Here is a 17571-nt window from a genome sequence, read left to right as displayed (position 1 = left end):
GTTATAAACATAAGAAATGGTTATTATTTTCGAAGTGAAACAATCTGACGCATCGTTTGGTGGAAATGACGATTCAATTCTCGCTCCCGAACTTGCCAAACTGTCCAACCATGCTTCATTAAATATCGCTTCTCCTTTTCTAGTTTACGCTTTTTCACCGGGTGAAGTAAATCTTCAGGGCTGTAAAATAATATAGCTAACTTTACATCTAATAAGGCTAGATCAACGGTCACACGGCCCACTTGCACACTTGTATAAGGAAGAAAGCCGTACGTTTTCAATGTGAAATACGTTTTGCGTAGCGCAGGAGAATGCACAGGTGGATAAAATGAGTATGCATTAAATGTAGGGATAGGCTGACGGTAAATAAGGTACGAACTAAGTAGTACGGTAAGAAAGATAGCAACTGTCCATAATAAGAGAGCTAATGACATAAAAAAATCACCTCATAATTTAGCATCTCCTTTAGTGGAATCGTTCATGCAAGAGGTTTCAGAGGCGAAGTATTGGTTGAATTTTAAGCAGTTGCATCATATAATAAAACTTGTCTTTATAATTCGTATAAATAAAATTTCAACTTACATTTATTATCCAGGTGGAGCCTAGTCTAGTTCTGGCTCCCAGGGGCGTATGAACTTCCCTCACCTCCGCACGATAAGTCAACATCGAATCACTACGTTCTTCGTGATTCCTTTATCGCACTGCGGCTCAGTCCAGTTCATACGCCCCTAACCGGTAGCCGCCACTTTCTTTATGCGCCCGTAGCTCAGCAGGATAGAGCGTTAGGTTCCGGTCCTAAGTCAGTCGGGGGTTCGAATCCCTCCGGGCGCGCTCAATAAGCCTCTTGAATTTCTAATAGAATTCAAGGGGCTTTTTATATCTCTGACCCTCCACTAGGTCGCTGTTTTTTGCTATAATAGTATGTAACCGCTTACGAACGGAGGGCTCAGCGATGAATCAACAACTGACTCAGGAACAAAAGCTTACATGGAAAATGACACAGAAGATGAGTCAAGCAATTGAGATGTTGACCTACAATGGTATTGAACTTAATCAATTTTTAGAGGATCAAGTAAGCGATAATCCCCTAATTCATATCAAACCACAGGATACATCATTTGCTTCGGGCGCTATACAACCCGAGCTACATCGTAATGAGCGTTCAGTCCATCAATATTTACATGATCAGTTACTTCATATATCTATACCTTCAAATCTTAAGGCAGCCGTGGAGTATGGGATCGATTCCACTAACGATGACGGATACTTAGACCTTTCACTACAAGAGTGGCAGGTGGCTTGTAATATCCATGAAGAGCAGGCTAATAAAGCACTAGAAATCCTCCAATCTCTTGAACCAGCAGGTATTGGAGCACGCACGCTTCAGGAATGCATTGCATTACAACTCCAACGCCAAAACGCACCACAGTACATCACCCAAATCATCCAGGAGGACCTTCAAGATGTAGCAGAGCAAAACCTGGACGCTATCTCTGCAAAATATGAGTGTACAATTCAGGAAGCTGAACATGCAATATCACTCATTCAGTCTTGCCATCCTAGACCTGCACTCCAAGTAGCGCCAGTTAAACAAGATTATATCGTTCCGGATGCAAAAATCTATAAAGAAGCTGGACAGTGGAGGTTTGAGTTATCTCCATTTAATCAACCTTCTATTTCTATTGAAGAGTCACTTTTAAATCTAACGACCCATGATACTCAAGCAAAAGAGTATATTCATGAAAAATATCAACACGCTCAGTGTATCCAAACCGCAATTCTAAAAAGAACAATCAACTTTTCAAAAGTGCTTGAGCAAATCGTGAATCGACAGTCTCCATTTTTTGAAAAAGGATATCCTGCCATGCGTCCCTTACGTATGCGTGAAATAGCTGAGGAAACAAATATTCACGTATCTACTGTAAGCCGGGCTGTAAAAAATAAATTCGTTCAAACGCCGCAAGGAATTGTATCGTTAAAAGCCTTTTTCCAAACAGGGTTACAAGCAAAAGGGGGAGAGGAAACATCCTCTCAATCCATTAAACAACTCATAAAAGAAACCGTACAAACAGAAGATCAAGAGAAACCGTATTCAGATCAAGCCCTCAGTGATCGTCTTCATCGGGAGTTTGGCATTTACATTTCGAGAAGAACTGTGGCAAAATATCGAGAAGCACTTCACATTCCTTCCTCATCTAAACGGAAAAAGAAAGGAAGTCTAACAACGTGACTAAAGAACTTATTTTATATACAAAAGAAAAATGCTCACTATGCGATGATGCAAAGATCTTACTGGAAACAATTTTACATAATTATGATGTGGTTATACGGGAAAAAGATATCTATAAAGATGATGATCTCTTGGAGAAGTATCAGCTTATGATTCCTGTGGTCGAAATCGATGGAGAAGAAATTGATTATGGCCAAATCGACCCGACAAAGGTGATGAAGCGTTTACAATAAAAATAGCGCTTCTTCTTTGTTGCACGGGGGTTTTCAGACTGATACAATAAACGTGTACGTAAGCTTATTGTATTTTTTTGCCCTGAGTGGGACACAATACGTCACGGCGGGACAAAAAAGCCCCCGCTGAAGCTTACATACAGCAAAGGAGCTTTTCCATGAGGGCGTTAATTGACTTACAGAGTAAACTATTCCCCGATTTGCTGGATATTATGCAGCGTCGATATGAGATTCTACAGATCATTCGACAAATGGAACCGATTGGACGTCGCAGTCTTGCTGATAATCTGGCCATGGCTGAACGTACGGTTCGATCTGAGATTGATTTTCTTCAGGAGCAAAGCCTGATTGAGATTACAACAAGAGGCATGCACCTCACAACAGAAGGCAGACAAGTTCTCTTGCAGCTCGAAGAATTTATGAATGAGCTAAAGGGGATCTCTGATTTAGAAAATCAAGTGAAGAAAAAGTTGAATTTAAATCATGTAGTCGTCGTTCCAGGGAATAGCGATGAACTCTCATGGGTAAAAGAGGAAATGGGCAAGGCATGTGTTCGGTATATGAAAGAAGTTTTAAGACCGAATAACACGGTAGCCGTAACCGGAGGCGGTACAGTCGCAGCAGTAGCTGAAATGATGACCCCTCTAGAACAAGCACAAAATTGCTTGTTTGTCCCAGCCCGAGGCGGATTAGGAGAACAAGTGGAAAAGCAAGCTAATACCATTTGTGCTGAAATGGCGAAAAAAGCAAATGGGAAATATCGTTTGTTGTATGTTCCTGATCCGCTTAGCGAAGAATCCTATCACACCATCATCGGTGAGCCTTCTGTACGTGAAGTACTAGAGTTGATTCGTAGCTCAGATCTGATCGTACACGGAATTGGGGATGCCATGACCATGGCTGAAAGAAGAAAGACGCCTCAATCCGTTATGAAAACTATTCAAGAAGGAGATGCTGTTGGTGAAGCTTTCGGGTATTACTTTAATAAAGAAGGAGAAATTGTCCACAAAGTGCGCACAGTAGGAATCCAATTGGAAGACTTAAACCATACTAATTGTGTTATGGCTGTGGCCGGTGGCAAATCAAAAGCTGAAGCGATTGACTCCTACTTTAAACAGGGACAATCCAATGTACTCATTACCGATGAGGGTGCAGCAAGAGAGTTAATAAAGGGTATTTCCCTTTAGATAAAAACATTAAGGATAGATACCTTAAGGAGGAATTTTTCATGGCAATCAGAATTGGTATTAACGGTTTCGGACGTATTGGACGTAACGTATTCCGCGCAGCTTGGAAAAACGAAGAAGTAGAAGTAGTTGCAGTAAACGATTTAACAGATGCAAACATGCTTGCACACCTACTTCAATATGACACTGTGCATGGTAAATTCGAAGAAGAAGTTACTGTAAATGGTGACAACCTTGTAATCGGTGGAAAAGAACTTAAAGTACTTTCTGAGCGTGACCCTGCAAACTTAGGTTGGGGCGATCTTGGTGTAGATATCGTAATCGAATCTACTGGTCGTTTCACTCAACGTGACGATGCGAAGAAACACCTTGATGCTGGTGCGAAGAAAGTTATCATCTCTGCTCCTGCTAAAGGCGAAGACCTAACAGTTGTTATGGGTGTTAACGAAGACAGCTACGACAAAGATAGCCACCACGTTATCTCTAACGCATCTTGTACAACAAACTGCTTAGCTCCATATGCTAAGGTTCTTAACGATAAATTCGGTCTTAAGCGCGGTATGATGACAACTGTTCACTCTTACACGAATGACCAGCAAATCCTTGACCTACCTCACAAGGACTACCGTCGTGCGCGTGCAGCAGCTGAAAACATCATTCCAACAACGACAGGTGCAGCACAAGCTGTAGCGAAAGTACTTCCTGAGCTTGAAGGTAAGCTTTCTGGTATGGCTATGCGTGTTCCTACTAAGAACGTTTCTCTAGTAGACCTTGTAGCTGAGCTTGACGCTAACGTTTCTGCAGAAGACGTAAACGCAGCTCTTAAAGAAGCAGCTGAAGGTGAACTTAAAGGTATCCTTGGTTACAGCGAAGAAGAGCTTGTATCAAGCGACTACAATGGTGACACTGCTTCTTCTACAATCGATGCTGCTTCTACACTTGTTATGGAAGACAACATGGTTAAGATTGTTTCTTGGTATGACAACGAAACAGGTTACTCCAACCGTTGTGTAGACCTAGCTGTTTACCTTAATAGCAAAGGACTATAAGATAAAGTTTTATCTTCCCAACGGAAGGAAAATAACCCCTGTTAACCGTATATATGTATAGGTGTTCATCGCAAAGCGTGGGGGAGACTAGCCTCCTCCTTTGCGATGTTTGTATGAAAAGCGACTGTAAAGAATGGAATTACACCATATTTTTACCAAAAGGCTAGTATAGATAGATCGTTTCTTCATCACAAACAATAGAACACGTTTGTCCCAAACTTCTAAGAGGGAACGTACATACAGGGGCGAGGATTAACCCAATAGCCCATGCATCTAAGTAGCTGGTGCCAGAGCTAGACATTGAACAAAGGAGGTCCATCCCATGAACGTAAATGAGAAAAAAACCATTCAAGACATCGATGTTAATGGAAAAACGGTTTTCTGTCGCGTTGATTTCAACGTACCTATGTCAGAAGGTGAAGTAACGGATGACACAAGAATTCGCGCTGCTTTGCCAACCATCCAGTACCTTGCTCACAAAGGTGCTAAAGTTATCCTTGCGAGCCACTTAGGCCGTCCAAAAGGTGAAGTTGTTGAAGAGCTTCGTCTAGATCCAGTTGCGAAACGTTTAAGCGACCTACTTCAACAAGAAGTAACCAAAACAGATGAAGCATACGGTCCTGAAGTAAATAAAGCCCTATCCGACCTAGGTGAAGGTGAAATTCTACTTCTAGAAAACGTACGTTTCTATGCTGGCGAAGAGAAAAACGATGCAGACCTTGCGAAGGAATTTGCAAACTTAGCTGATGTATATGTGAATGACGCATTTGGTGCAGCTCACCGTGCGCATGCATCTACTGAAGGCATTGCACATCATATCCCAGCAGTAGCAGGACACTTGATGGAAAAAGAACTACGTGTACTTGGGAAGGCCTTAAAAGATCCTGAACGCCCATTCACAGCCATTATTGGCGGAGCGAAGGTTAAGGACAAAATCGGCGTTATCGATAATCTAATTGATAAAGTCGATCACCTCATCATTGGTGGTGGCCTAGCTTACACATTCGTAAAAGCACAAGGCTATGAAATCGGAAAGTCTCTTTTAGAAGAAGACAAGATTGATGTAGCGAGAGAATATATGAAAAAAGCAGAAGAGAAAGGCGTTCAATTCCACATGCCATTAGATGTAGTGGTAGGAGACGACTTCTCAGACGATGCAAACACTCAAATTGTAGATATCGATAGCATCCCAGCTGATTGGGAAGCAATGGATATCGGACCGAAAACGATTGAAAAGTATGCTGACATCGTAAAGGATTCCAAGCTTGTTATCTGGAACGGTCCAATGGGTGTGTTTGAACTTGAAACATTCGCCAAAGGAACGAAAGGTGTAGCTGAAGCTCTTGGCCAAACAAAAGGCTATACTGTGATTGGCGGAGGCGACTCTGCAGCAGCAGTTGAAAAATTCGGTTATGCTGACCAAATGGACCACATTTCCACAGGTGGCGGTGCGTCATTAGAATTCATGGAAGGTAAAGATCTTCCAGGCGTTGTAGCCCTAAACGACAAGTAAAGGAGCGAGACATCTATGCGTAAAAAAGTGATTGCAGGTAACTGGAAAATGAATAAGCTTTTAGGTGAAGCGGAGCAATTCGTTGAAGATGTAAAAGAATCAGTTCCATCAAGTGACAAGGTAGAATCCGTAGTGGTAGCACCTTTCACTCACCTTCATGCACTTGTTCAAAGAGCAGAAGGTACTGACTTAAAAGTCGGTGCTCAAAACATGCACGCTGAAGAAAGCGGCGCATTCACAGGCGAAGTTAGCCCTGAAATGTTAAAAGACATCGGCGTTGAGTACGTTGTTCTAGGACACTCTGAACGTCGTGAGCTTTTTGGCGAAACAGATGAGTCTGTTAACCAAAAAGTACATGCAGCTTTCAAACACAATCTTGTACCAATTGTTTGTGTTGGTGAGTCTGATGAGCAACGTGAAAACAACCAGGCTGAAACAATCGTTGAAGACCAGGTTAAAAAAGCTCTTAAAGACTTAACAAACGAACAGGTTCAAGACGTAATTATTGCTTACGAGCCTATCTGGGCAATCGGCACAGGTAAAACAGCTACAGCAGAAGATGCCAATGCAATGTGCACGCACATTCGTAACGTTGTAAAAGCATTTGCTGGTGATGAAGCAGCTCAAGCTGTTCGCATCCAGTACGGTGGTAGCGTGAAGCCTGCGAACGTTGATGAAATGTTAGGTCAGTCCGACATTGATGGCGCGCTAGTAGGCGGTGCAAGCTTAAAAACTGACTCTTTCTTAGCGTTAGTGGAGGCAGGTACAAAATGAGTGACAACCGTTTAGCTGCGTTAATTATCCTAGATGGTTTTGGTCTAGAGGATAATGAGATTGGAAATGCCGTAAAGCAAGCAAACACGCCGAATTTTGACCGCTTTTGGAATCAGTATCCTCATTCACAGCTAACTGCAAAAGGAGAAGCTGTTGGTCTTCCAGAAGGTCAAATGGGGAACTCTGAGGTTGGTCACTTAAACATCGGTGCTGGTCGCATTGTGTACCAGAGCTTGACTCGTGTGAACATGTCCATTCGCGAGGGAGACTTTTTCGAAAAAGATACCTTCATTGATGCAATGGAACATGCGAAAAAGAACAACAAAGCATTACACTTATTTGGTCTTTTGTCTGACGGTGGTATTCACAGTCATATTGAACACTTATATGCGCTTCTTGAAATGGCTGCTAAACGTGGTCTTGAGAAGGTATATGTTCATGGTTTCTTAGATGGCCGTGACGTTGGTCAAAAGTCAGCGAAAAAGTATATCAAAGCCCTTCAGGATAAAATGGATGAGCTAGGTGTAGGGGAACTTGCTACATTATCAGGCCGCTATTATTCCATGGACCGCGACAAACGCTGGGATCGTGTTGAAAAGGCATACCGTGCTATGGTTTATGGTGAAGGCCCTAGCTATCAGGACCCACTTGAAGTCGTTGATGATAACTATGCGAATGATATTTACGACGAATTCGTTCTTCCATCTGTTTTAACAGATGAAAACGGTGAGCCTCGCGCTACTGTTGAAGACGAAGACGCGATTATTTTCTATAACTTCCGTCCAGACCGTGCGATCCAAATTTCCCGTACGTTTGCAAACGATGATTTCCGCGAATTTGATCGTGGGGAGAAGGCACCGAAAAACCTTCACTTTGTTATGCTTACGAACTTCAGTGAAACGGTTAATGGCTATGTAGCTTACAAGCCTGTTAACTTGGATAACACAGTCGGAGAAGTTTTAGAGCAAAACAATATGAAACAACTTCGCATTGCGGAAACTGAAAAATATCCACACGTTACATTCTTTATGAGCGGTGGACGTGAAGCAGAATTCAAAGGCGAAGAGCGCATTTTAATTGATTCTCCAAAAGTAGCAACTTATGACTTGCAGCCAGAAATGAGTGTGTATGAAGTAACGGATGCTCTTTTAGGTGAATTAGATGCAGAGAAGCACAACGCGATCATTCTAAACTTCGCTAACCCGGATATGGTTGGCCACAGTGGAATGATGGAACCGACAATCAAAGCGATTGAAGCCGTTGATGAATGCTTAGGCAAAATCATCGACAAAATTTCCGAAAAAGGTGGTCATGCGATCATCACAGCAGACCATGGTAATGCGGATGTCATGATCACAGATGAAGGAAAACCACAAACGGCTCATACGACGAACCCTGTGCCTGTTATCGTAACGAAGGAAGGCGTCGAGCTTCGTGATGGCGGTATTTTAGGTGACCTTTCACCAACACTACTAGATTTATTAAACATTGAGCAACCTGCAGAAATGACAGGTGAATCACTGATTAAGAAAAATCAATAAAACTTTACTAAAGGTAGTGCACGACTTTTAGGCGAGTTTTTAAAATCGATTAAAAAGGAGAGAAACAACTATGCCATATATTACAGACGTTTATGCACGTGAAGTATTAGACTCTCGTGGTAACCCAACTGTTGAAGTTGAAGTATATACTGAATCAGGCGCTTACGGTACAGCTCTTGTACCAAGTGGTGCATCTACAGGTGAATACGAAGCTGTAGAACTACGCGACGGTGACAAAGGCCGTTACCTTGGTAAGGGCGTAACACAAGCCGTAGACAACGTTAACGAAAAGATCGCTCCAGAACTTCTTGGTTTCGATGTTACTCGTCAGGTAATCATCGACGAAGTTATGAGAGAGCTAGACGGTACGGACAACAAAGGGAACCTAGGTGCGAACGCAATCCTTGGTGTATCGATGGCTGTAGCACACGCAGCAGCTGACTTTGTTGGCATGCCTCTATACCAATATCTTGGTGGATTCAACGCGAAGAAGCTTCCAACACCGATGATGAACATTCTTAACGGTGGCGAGCACGCTGACAACAACGTTGATATTCAAGAATTCATGATCATGCCAGTAGGCGCTCCTACATTCAAAGAAGGTCTACGCATGGGCGCGGAAATTTTCCACGCATTGAAGAAAGTTCTTGGATCTAAAGGCTATAACACTGCAGTAGGTGACGAAGGCGGATTCGCTCCAAGCCTGAAGTCTAACGAAGAAGCTCTTTCTACAATCATCGAAGCAATCGAAGCAGCTGGCTACAAGCCTGGCGAAGAGGTTCAACTTGCAATGGACGTAGCATCTTCTGAGATCTACGAAGACGGCAAATACAACCTTAAAGGCGAAGGCGTAACACGCACAGCTGAAGAAATGGTTGACTGGTACGAAGAGATGATCAACAAATATCCAATCGTATCGATTGAAGACGGCTTAGACGAGAACGACTGGGAAGGTACAAAACTTCTTACAGACCGCATCGGCGACCGTGTTCAAATCGTAGGTGACGACCTATTCGTAACAAACACTGAGAAACTAAGTCGTGCAATCGAGCAAGGCGTAGGTAACTCAATTCTTATTAAAGTGAACCAAATCGGAACACTTACAGAAACATTCCAAGCAATCGAAATGGCGAAAGAAGCAGGTTACACTGCCGTTATCTCTCACCGTTCTGGTGAAACAGAAGATGCAACAATCGCTGACATCGCAGTTGCAACAAACGCTGGTCAAATCAAAACAGGTGCACCATCTCGTACAGATCGCGTAGCGAAGTACAACCAACTTCTACGCATCGAAGACATCTTAGCTGGTACAGCTGTTTACGCTGGTAAAAAAGCATTCTATAACTTGAATAAGTAAGGTTAGATGCTTAGGGAACAGTCCACTCTTTTGAGTGGGCTGTTTTTTTATGGTCTAGAACTGTGTCTGCCCGCATTTGATGTCGGGACGCTCGCAAATGAAGTGGAGGCGCTCGTATGTTGTGCCGGAGCGCTCGCAAATGAGTTGTATCCGCCCGCATTGGGTACCGTAGCGCCTGCAAATGAGTTGGAACCGCCTGCTTATGGTACCGGAGCGCTCGCAAACGAGTTGTATCCGCTCGCATGGTACGAAGCGCCCGCAAATGAGCTGGATCCGCCCGCATTTGATGCCGTAGCGCCTGCAAACGAATTGGATCCGCTCGCATATGGTGCCGGAGCGCCCGCAAATGAGTTCGACCCGCCCGCATTTGGTACTGGAGCGCCCATAAATGGTGTAAGATCGCCTGAAAGTGGAGTTAACCACAGATCCCCCATACAAAGCAATCCGGATCAATTGGCTTTTCCTCTATGCAGTGTTATAATTTCCAATAATTTGTGTGAAACGATCAGGAGGATAAAACATGAACTGGATTATGATGATCCTTGTTTTCTGTGGTGGGCTAGCTGTAGCGATACAGTCCGCAATTAATGGAAACCTTGGACAAAAAATTGGTGTATTTGAAGGGGCTTTTGTATCCTTTTTAGTCGGTACAGTGACCTTATTTTTAATCATGCTATTCTTTGGGCGAGGGAATATCGTGGATGCCTTTCAAGTACCAAAGTGGCAGTTACTTGGGGGAGTGTTAGGATCATTTTTCGTATCCTCCATGGTCCTTGCAGTGCCAAGGGTCGGTGTAGGCGCTGCACTATTTACAGTGATTGTAGCTCAATTAACGATGAGCTCTCTCATAGATCATTTTGGCTGGCTTGGAATGAAGCAAATTCCACTTGATTGGAATCGGCTGGCTGGGTTAGGTTTAATGATTGTAGCTATAATTTTATACACGAGACGTTAAAAAAAGCTGGACTCACTCCATTAAAAGAGTAGTCCAGCTTTTTTCTAGCCTTTTCGAATCCGCTCAAACCCTTCCTGATCCAAAAAGTCCACAGCTTCATTATAGGTAGGGAAAGCACTATCTAGCATTTCGCCAGCGTAAATATTCCATAAATCATAATCGTAAACGAGTGTTAGGATGTGACCTTCTCCATTCATCCACGTTTCTTCTTTAAATTCTTCTTCGTCTTCTTCATCTAATGTAGCTAAAGAATCAATGGATTTTCGGACAACTTTACGAAGTTCTTCTTCACTATAGTTACGAATGTTGACCATACCTTTTTCATCAACATCATAATCCTCGTCGTCAATCAACTCCACATAAACATATCCGTTTCCATTTGGATGCAAACGGTAAACCACGTTTTTCTTATCATATACACTGTCTTCAAACTGAAAATTTACACGACCAAGCGATACATCGTTGCGTGTAAGTTCAGGAAAAGACTCAATTATAGCAAGCTTCTCTTCAAATGTAAGCATGTTACCTCCAGAGATTGTTTTATTCTTTCACAGTATTATATCACGTACTTGGTTGGACCCGAAACAGATCCATTATTGTCGAAATACTCTATTACTAAGTTTCTACAACCTGTTTTCAATCATACATTCATGTCTCGCTTCTTTTTGGGGATACTGAAAGCGATGTGAGGTTGTTTCGTTTGAACTAAAAAGTGGTAAAAATACTGCAGTGGTGCTAGTTCAGCCCAATAATTGGAACTAGAACTTAAAAAATTTTCGGAAAATATGCAGATGTATATACAAATCTTTTATTATGCGATATGATGTATATACAAGTTCTTAAGAAAACGCTTTATTTCATACACAGAGAGAGTTTGAGGGAGGTTACATCATGAACTTGAAAAAAGAGGCGAAGGCTATTTTAGATGCAATCGGTGGTCAAGAAAATATACAAGCGGCCACGCATTGCGTAACTCGTTTACGTTTATCATTACATGATGAGAGCAAAGTGAATCAAGAAGAGCTCGAGAAGCTCGAGTCCGTTAAAGGTTCATACACTACAAATGGACAGTTCCAAATTGTGATTGGACAAGGAACCGTAGATAAGGTTTATAAAGAAATGACAGCACTAGGCGTTGGAGAAGCATCCAAAGACGATGTGAAAAGTGCTTCTGCAGAAAAAATGAATCCGCTTCAAAAAGCGATTAAAACATTAGCAGATATTTTCATTCCGATTCTTCCTGCAATCGTTACGGCAGGTTTACTTATGGGGATATACAACATCCTCGGTGGAACAGGTATTTTCTTTGATGAGAAATCATTAATTGAGGTTTATCCACAATGGGCTGACCTTGCGAATATGATTAACCTTATTGCCAATACGGCGTTCGTATTCTTACCGGGACTCATTGGTTGGTCAGCTGTTAAGAAGTTCGGTGGTAATCCGTTACTCGGTATTGTACTCGGACTTATGCTCGTTCACCCAGACCTTCTAAATGCTTGGTCTTATGGTGAAGCGGTAAAAAACAATAACGTTCCAACATGGGATTTATTTGGCTTAACAATTGAAAAGATTGGTTATCAAGGACAAGTACTACCTGTATTATTAGCATCTTATGTATTAGCGAAAATCGATGTTTTCCTACGTAATCGTATTCCAGATTCTATTCAGCTATTATTCGTTGGACCTATTGCTTTACTTGTAACTGGTTTCCTAACATTTATTGCAATTGGACCACTTATGTTTGGTCTAGGTAACTTAATTACAGATGGTCTAGTTGCCGTGTTCGATCAGTTCGCAGCTCTAGGTGGATTCATTTATGGTGCCCTTTATCCATTACTTGTTGTAACGGGAATGCACCATACGTTCCTAGCTGTTGATATTCAGCTAATCGGTAACACAGGTACAACATTCTTATGGCCGATCCTTGCGCTATCTAACATTTCTCAAGGATCTGCAGCATTAGGTGTTATGGTGGCTACAAAGGACGACAACCTTAAAGGACTTTCTGGTTCTTCTGGTGTTTCTGCCTATCTTGGAATTACAGAGCCTGCTTTATTCGGTGTTAACTTACGCTACAAGTTCCCATTCATTGCAGCGCTTGTATCCTCTGCCATTGCAGCTACTGTAATCACGGTTATGAATGTACAAGCTTCATCCATTGGAGTAGGAGGAGTACCTGGAATCTTCTCCATCTTGCCTCAAGACTGGCTTTGGTTCCTAGTTGGTATGGCAATCGTATTGGTATTACCATTTGTCGTTACATTCCTAATCGCGAAACGTAAAAAAATATAATTGAATCAGACGGATAGCAACCGTGCACTCCATGGTTGCTATTTGGTCTGTCTTAGATCTTACATGGTTAACAAGACCCACATACATCAAAAGGACGGTGCTAACATGACACAACAACCATGGTGGAAAAAATCAGTCGTTTATCAAATCTATCCGAAGAGTTTTAATGATACAACAGGAAACGGTACAGGAGACATCCAAGGAATCATTCAAAAGCTTGATTATCTAAATGAACTTGGTGTGGATGTTGTATGGCTCACTCCAATTTATAAATCCCCTCAACGAGATAATGGCTATGACATTAGTGATTACTTCGATATTCACGAAGAGTATGGAACAATGGAAGATTTCGATGAGCTATTAGAAGAAGCTCACAAACGTGATATTAAAATTATCATGGACATCGTTGTGAACCACACCTCCACAGAGCATGAATGGTTCCAGGAATCCAAGAAATCGAAAGACAACCCTTATCGTGACTATTACATTTGGAAAGATCCAGTCGATGGTCAAGAACCGACGAACTGGCAATCCAAATTCGGCGGAAATGCTTGGGCATATGATGCTGAAACAGGCCAATATTATTTACACTTGTTCGATGTAACGCAGGCTGACTTAAACTGGGAAAACGAAGCGGTTCGTAAAAGTGTATATGACATGATGCACTTTTGGTTACAAAAAGGCGTGGATGGTTTCCGTCTAGACGTTATTAACTTAATTTCAAAAGATCAGGCTTTCCCGAACGATTATACAGGAGACGGTCGTAAGTTCTATACAGATGGGCCACGTGTTCATGAATTCATGCATGAAATGAACCAGAACGTATTCTCTCAATACAAGATGATGACTGTTGGTGAAATGTCTTCTACAACCATTGATGATTGTGTGAAATACACCCATCCTGAACGTCAGGAATTAGACCAAACCTTTAGCTTCCACCATCTAAAAGTTGACTATCCGAATGGTGAAAAATGGGTGAAAGCAGATTTTGATTTTCAACAGTTGAAAGACGTTCTTACAGAATGGCAAGTGGGGATGCAGCAAGGCGGAGGTTGGAATGCTTTATTCTGGTGTAACCACGACCAGCCACGTGTTGTATCTCGTTTCGGTGACGATGAAAACTACCCAAAAGAGTCCGCTAAAATGTTAGCCACAACGATTCACATGATGCGCGGTACTCCTTACATTTATCAAGGTGAAGAGTTTGGGATGACAAATCCTAAGTTCAATCGTATTGGGGATTATCGTGACGTGGAATCCTTGAATATGTACGATATCATGAAACAAGAAGGAAAATCTGAGGAAGAAATTCTGGAGATTTTAAAGCAAAAGTCTCGTGATAACTCCCGTACGCCAATGCAGTGGAATAACCAGAAACACGCTGGATTCACATCAAGCACACCATGGATCCCTGTAGCTGCTAATGCTGATGAAGTAAACGCTCAAAACGCAATAGAAGATCAAGATTCAGCTTTTTATCATTATCAAAAGCTCATTCAACTTCGTAAAAAATATGATATCATGACAACAGGAGATTACGAACTTATTCTGGACGACCATGACTCCATCTTTTCTTATGTAAGAAATGGGGATGGCGAGAAGCTACTTGTGATCAATAACTTCTATGGTACTGAAACACAATTCACATTACCAGATCATGTAGATGTAGATGGCATGAAATCCGAAATTCTTATTTCAAACTATGAGGATTCTCCAGAAGAATTTAAATCCATCTCGTTGCGTCCGTATGAGTCCATCGTCTATTATTTAACGAAGTAAAAGAGTGATGAGTGTGAAACAGAACAAGTTTTTAACCATATATCATGAGCTTGTAGAAGCGATCAAAAATGGAGAGTACCCAGCTCAATCAACTCTGCCTTCTGAGAATGAGTTGACTGATCTTTACCAAACTTCAAGAGAAACGATTCGTAAGGCACTGAACCTGCTCTCTCAAAACGGTTTTATCCAAAAGGTTAGAGGAAAGGGATCCGTTGTTTTAGATCAAAATAAATTTGATTTTCCTGTATCGGGATTGGTGAGTTTTAAAGAACTAGCTGATTCGATGGGGGAGAAGCCAAAAACAACGGTTCACGAGTTATCCTTGTCCCATCCAAATGACATGGTGCAACAAGCCATGAACCTTGATGAAAATAGCCTTGTGTGGCATGTGTCCCGCATTCGAAACATCGGCGGAAATGATGTCATTTTGGATAAAGACTATATTATTTATGATCTAGTTCCTAAGCTTACGAAGGAGATTTGTGAAGATTCCATCTATGCCTATCTAGAAGGTGAGCTGGGGTTAAATATTTCATTTGCTAAAAAAGAAATTACAGCAGAGGACCCAACTGAAGAAGACCGTAACTTACTTGATTTAGAGGGATTCTCAACGATTGTGGTTATTAAAAACTACGTGTATTTAAATGATGCGACGCTCTTTCAATTTACTGAATCCAGACACCGACCTGATAAATTCCGATTTGTTGATTTTGCTCGTCGCTAATACCAACCTTCCTGACTCTCTGAGTTGGGGAGGTTTTTCTTTTGTAAAAAGGGTATTTATTATATGATAGGGAGCACGAAAAGGAGCTGTTTTAATGAAGAAATTGCTGCAACTCCTCCTCTTACTAGTATTGGTTTATGTAGGTTATGCAGGTTATTCGATATGGACATTTACAGGGAATGATTATAATAAAAAAACGGATGCAGCGATTGTTTTAGGTGCAGCTGCTTATTATGATAAGCCCTCTCCAGTTTTTCAAGAAAGAATTAATCACGCTCTTAAACTCTATAAAAATAATAAAGTCGATCATCTTATTTTTACTGGAGGTAAAGGAGATGGTGCTCAGTATGCAGAATCTGAAGTTGCCAAGATGTATGCGATTCGTAATGGTGTGCCAAAGAAGGATATATCGATTGAAACGGCTTCAAAGATCACTGAGCAAAATCTAGATGAGGCTAAGAAATTAGGGGAGAAGAAAGGTTTTGAGACTTATAGACTTGTCAGTGACCCTCTTCATTTGAAACGTGCAATGGCTATGGCGAGGGATCGTAATATGGATGTTCATGCTTCTCCAACTCAAACTTCTGCTTACAAAAGCCTTGAAACCAGAGTCCCTTTCTTTTTAAGGGAGTGGATGTTTTATCTTGGTTATGAAGCTAGCGTAATTGCGGACGAGTTTCTCCGGATAGCGAATTTAGAGGATTCGGTTGAACTTTAGAACGCTTTCATATATGATGAATATGTAAAAAATATCAATCTTATATTTCTTTCCACTAGGGGTGCGTAAGCTGAGAGAGGCGTTATGCCTCGACCCTTTGAACCTGATCTAGCTTGAACTAGCGTAGGGAAGTGGTTGTGTGCGACACATGACAGCTATAACAATGTGACTCGTCTATACATAACCGCTTCTGATACGTCAGAAGCGGTTTTTTTCGTTCTATGAAATCTCATAGATGTCTAGCTCCAGCGCCCAGCAACGAATGGACTTCCCTCGCCTCCGTTCGATAAGTCAACATCTAATTGTTTCACAATTAGTGTTTCCTTTATCTTACTACGGGCTCAGTCCAGTCCCTTCGTTGCTAAACGGTCGCTTGCGCTTTTCTTATTGGAGAGAAAGCATAAGAATAATAGGGAGGAAAAGGCATGTCTTTCACTCAAGAATGTCGTAAAGAAGCTGATTCGATTTGGGAAGAGAGTTTTCAGCATCCTTTTATTCAAGAGCTTACAGAAGGGACTTTATCGTTTGATCAATTTCGTTACTACGTTTTACAAGATTCCTATTATCTGAGTCAATTTGCTCGTGTACAGTCATTCGCCGGGGCAAAAGCTGAGGATTTAGAAACGACGAATCGTTTGGCAGCTCATGCACAAGGGACCTATCAAGCTGAGCTAGGGCTGCATGAGACGTTTGCTAAGGAGCTTGGGATTACAGAAGAGGAAAAGAACGTATTTCAACCATCTCCTACTGCATATGCTTATACGTCACACCTTTATCGCTCAGCCCTGTTAGGTGATTTGGGAATGATCATAGCCTCGCTTTTACCTTGTTACTGGCTTTACTACGAGATTGGTCAACGCTTCAAGGGTTACACACCAGGCGTAGCGATATATGAAGAATGGATCAATACGTATGGAAGTGAGTGGTTCAGGTCGTTAGTAGAAGAACAAATTAACCGTCTTGAACAAATTGCAGAAGAAAGTACTCCAAAGCAACGACAAGCCATGAAAGAAGCATTTCTCATTAGCAGTCAGTATGAATTAAGGTTTTGGGAAATGGCATATACATTAGAGTCATGGAATGAAAAAGAAAAAACAACTTCATAAAAAAGCTAGGGGAGCTACATAGTGGCTGAGAGGATCCGTTCCGACCCTTTGAACCTGAATTGGTTAAAACCAACGGAGGGAAGCATCGATTAATCTGTAATACCTATTAC

At 41.8% G+C, this 17571-nt stretch carries 16 protein-coding genes, 1 tRNA gene and 2 riboswitches; of the genes, 15 read left to right on the top strand and 2 right to left on the bottom strand.

Going from position 1 to position 17571, the window contains the following annotated elements; all coding sequences use genetic code 11:
• Window positions 1-23 precede the first annotated feature (23 nt).
• Window positions 24-434 (bottom strand): hypothetical protein, encoded by a 411-nt coding sequence (locus GS400_RS16565; RefSeq protein ID WP_160103625.1) that lies wholly within the window; start codon window positions 432-434, stop codon window positions 24-26.
• 321 nt (window positions 435-755) lie between these two features.
• Here GS400_RS16565 and GS400_RS16560 point away from each other — a divergent pair.
• The 10 genes from GS400_RS16560 (at window position 756) to GS400_RS16515 (ending at window position 10839) form a co-directional block, all read left to right on the top strand.
• Window positions 756-831, top strand: a tRNA-Arg gene (locus tag GS400_RS16560).
• Between the two features lie 121 nt (window positions 832-952).
• The gene (gene rpoN, locus GS400_RS16555; protein ID WP_160103624.1) at window positions 953-2230 is read left to right on the top strand and encodes an RNA polymerase factor sigma-54; all 1278 of its coding nucleotides are present in this window, start codon (window positions 953-955) and stop codon (window positions 2228-2230) included.
• Window positions 2227-2463, top strand: a complete 237-nt coding sequence (locus GS400_RS16550) for a glutaredoxin family protein (protein ID WP_160103622.1) — start codon at window positions 2227-2229, stop codon at window positions 2461-2463. Before rpoN ends, GS400_RS16550 begins: the two co-directional genes overlap by 4 nt.
• A gap of 158 nt (window positions 2464-2621) precedes the next feature.
• Window positions 2622-3650 carry a sugar-binding transcriptional regulator gene (locus GS400_RS16545; protein WP_160103620.1) on the top strand — a complete coding sequence of 343 codons (1029 nt, stop codon included), beginning with the start codon at window positions 2622-2624 and terminating at the stop codon, window positions 3648-3650.
• Between the two features lie 41 nt (window positions 3651-3691).
• Window positions 3692-4699 carry a type I glyceraldehyde-3-phosphate dehydrogenase gene (gene gap, locus GS400_RS16540; protein WP_160103618.1) on the top strand — a complete coding sequence of 336 codons (1008 nt, stop codon included), beginning with the start codon at window positions 3692-3694 and terminating at the stop codon, window positions 4697-4699.
• Window positions 4700-5021: 322 nt separating this feature from the next.
• Window positions 5022-6212 carry a phosphoglycerate kinase gene (pgk, locus tag GS400_RS16535; RefSeq protein WP_160103616.1) on the top strand — a complete coding sequence of 397 codons (1191 nt, stop codon included), beginning with the start codon at window positions 5022-5024 and terminating at the stop codon, window positions 6210-6212.
• A 15-nt stretch (window positions 6213-6227) separates the two neighbouring features.
• Window positions 6228-6986 (top strand): triose-phosphate isomerase, encoded by a 759-nt coding sequence (tpiA, locus tag GS400_RS16530; RefSeq protein ID WP_160103614.1) that lies wholly within the window; start codon window positions 6228-6230, stop codon window positions 6984-6986.
• Window positions 6983-8527, top strand: coding sequence for a 2,3-bisphosphoglycerate-independent phosphoglycerate mutase (gene gpmI / locus GS400_RS16525; RefSeq protein WP_160103612.1), 1545 nt, complete (start codon window positions 6983-6985; stop codon window positions 8525-8527). Before tpiA ends, gpmI begins: the two co-directional genes overlap by 4 nt.
• A 70-nt stretch (window positions 8528-8597) precedes the next feature.
• On the top strand, window positions 8598-9884 hold the full coding sequence (gene eno / locus GS400_RS16520) for a phosphopyruvate hydratase (protein WP_160103610.1): 1287 nt from the start codon (window positions 8598-8600) through the stop codon (window positions 9882-9884).
• A gap of 520 nt (window positions 9885-10404) precedes the next feature.
• Entirely contained in the window at window positions 10405-10839 is a 435-nt protein-coding gene (locus GS400_RS16515) for a DMT family transporter (protein WP_027445813.1), read from the top strand.
• A 44-nt stretch (window positions 10840-10883) separates the two neighbouring features.
• Here GS400_RS16515 and GS400_RS16510 read toward each other — a convergent pair whose 3' ends face one another.
• A complete protein-coding gene (locus GS400_RS16510) occupies window positions 10884-11360 on the bottom strand; it encodes a hypothetical protein (protein ID WP_160103608.1) in 477 nt (158 codons plus the stop codon).
• A gap of 370 nt (window positions 11361-11730) precedes the next feature.
• Here GS400_RS16510 and treP point away from each other — a divergent pair, with 370 nt between their 5' ends.
• From treP to tenA, 5 genes are all read left to right on the top strand, one after another.
• Window positions 11731-13134 carry a PTS system trehalose-specific EIIBC component gene (treP, locus tag GS400_RS16505; RefSeq protein WP_370519707.1) on the top strand — a complete coding sequence of 468 codons (1404 nt, stop codon included), beginning with the start codon at window positions 11731-11733 and terminating at the stop codon, window positions 13132-13134.
• Window positions 13135-13239: 105 nt separating this feature from the next.
• On the top strand, window positions 13240-14913 hold the full coding sequence (gene treC, locus GS400_RS16500) for an alpha,alpha-phosphotrehalase (RefSeq protein ID WP_160103606.1): 1674 nt from the start codon (window positions 13240-13242) through the stop codon (window positions 14911-14913).
• Between the two features lie 13 nt (window positions 14914-14926).
• Window positions 14927-15637: a trehalose operon repressor gene (gene treR / locus GS400_RS16495; protein ID WP_304608236.1), complete on the top strand. Its 711-nt coding sequence runs from the start codon at window positions 14927-14929 to the stop codon at window positions 15635-15637.
• A gap of 94 nt (window positions 15638-15731) precedes the next feature.
• Complete coding sequence (locus tag GS400_RS16490) at window positions 15732-16355, top strand: YdcF family protein (RefSeq protein ID WP_160103602.1); 624 nt, start codon at window positions 15732-15734, stop codon at window positions 16353-16355.
• A gap of 47 nt (window positions 16356-16402) precedes the next feature.
• Window positions 16403-16502: riboswitch (TPP riboswitch) on the top strand.
• A gap of 278 nt (window positions 16503-16780) precedes the next feature.
• Window positions 16781-17461, top strand: coding sequence for a thiaminase II (gene tenA, locus GS400_RS16485; RefSeq protein ID WP_160103600.1), 681 nt, complete (start codon window positions 16781-16783; stop codon window positions 17459-17461).
• Window positions 17459-17559: riboswitch (TPP riboswitch) on the top strand. It overlaps the preceding gene by 3 nt.
• The last annotated feature ends 12 nt before the right edge of the window (window positions 17560-17571 follow it).

This window comes from Pontibacillus sp. HMF3514 (assembly GCF_009858175.1).
In the GTDB taxonomy this organism is placed as follows: domain Bacteria; phylum Bacillota; class Bacilli; order Bacillales; family BH030062; genus Pontibacillus.
This window is presented reverse-complemented; position numbering and strand designations above follow the sequence as displayed.

Excerpts from the sequence above, each read along its gene's own strand:
- GS400_RS16490 (WP_160103602.1), top strand. The coding sequence starts at position 15,732 with ATGAAGAAATTGCTGCAACTCCTCCTCTTACTAGTATTGGTTTATGTA.
- rpoN (WP_160103624.1), top strand. The coding sequence starts at position 953 with ATGAATCAACAACTGACTCAGGAACAAAAGCTTACATGGAAAATGACA.
- tenA (WP_160103600.1), top strand. The coding sequence starts at position 16,781 with ATGTCTTTCACTCAAGAATGTCGTAAAGAAGCTGATTCGATTTGGGAA.
- treP (WP_370519707.1), top strand. The coding sequence starts at position 11,731 with ATGAACTTGAAAAAAGAGGCGAAGGCTATTTTAGATGCAATCGGTGGT.
- gap (WP_160103618.1), top strand. The coding sequence starts at position 3,692 with ATGGCAATCAGAATTGGTATTAACGGTTTCGGACGTATTGGACGTAAC.
- GS400_RS16515 (WP_027445813.1), top strand. The coding sequence starts at position 10,405 with ATGAACTGGATTATGATGATCCTTGTTTTCTGTGGTGGGCTAGCTGTA.
- GS400_RS16565 (WP_160103625.1), bottom strand. The coding sequence starts at position 434 with ATGTCATTAGCTCTCTTATTATGGACAGTTGCTATCTTTCTTACCGTA.
- tpiA (WP_160103614.1), top strand. The coding sequence starts at position 6,228 with ATGCGTAAAAAAGTGATTGCAGGTAACTGGAAAATGAATAAGCTTTTA.
- GS400_RS16545 (WP_160103620.1), top strand. The coding sequence starts at position 2,622 with ATGAGGGCGTTAATTGACTTACAGAGTAAACTATTCCCCGATTTGCTG.
- pgk (WP_160103616.1), top strand. The coding sequence starts at position 5,022 with ATGAACGTAAATGAGAAAAAAACCATTCAAGACATCGATGTTAATGGA.
- eno (WP_160103610.1), top strand. The coding sequence starts at position 8,598 with ATGCCATATATTACAGACGTTTATGCACGTGAAGTATTAGACTCTCGT.
- gpmI (WP_160103612.1), top strand. The coding sequence starts at position 6,983 with ATGAGTGACAACCGTTTAGCTGCGTTAATTATCCTAGATGGTTTTGGT.
- GS400_RS16510 (WP_160103608.1), bottom strand. The coding sequence starts at position 11,360 with ATGCTTACATTTGAAGAGAAGCTTGCTATAATTGAGTCTTTTCCTGAA.
- treC (WP_160103606.1), top strand. The coding sequence starts at position 13,240 with ATGACACAACAACCATGGTGGAAAAAATCAGTCGTTTATCAAATCTAT.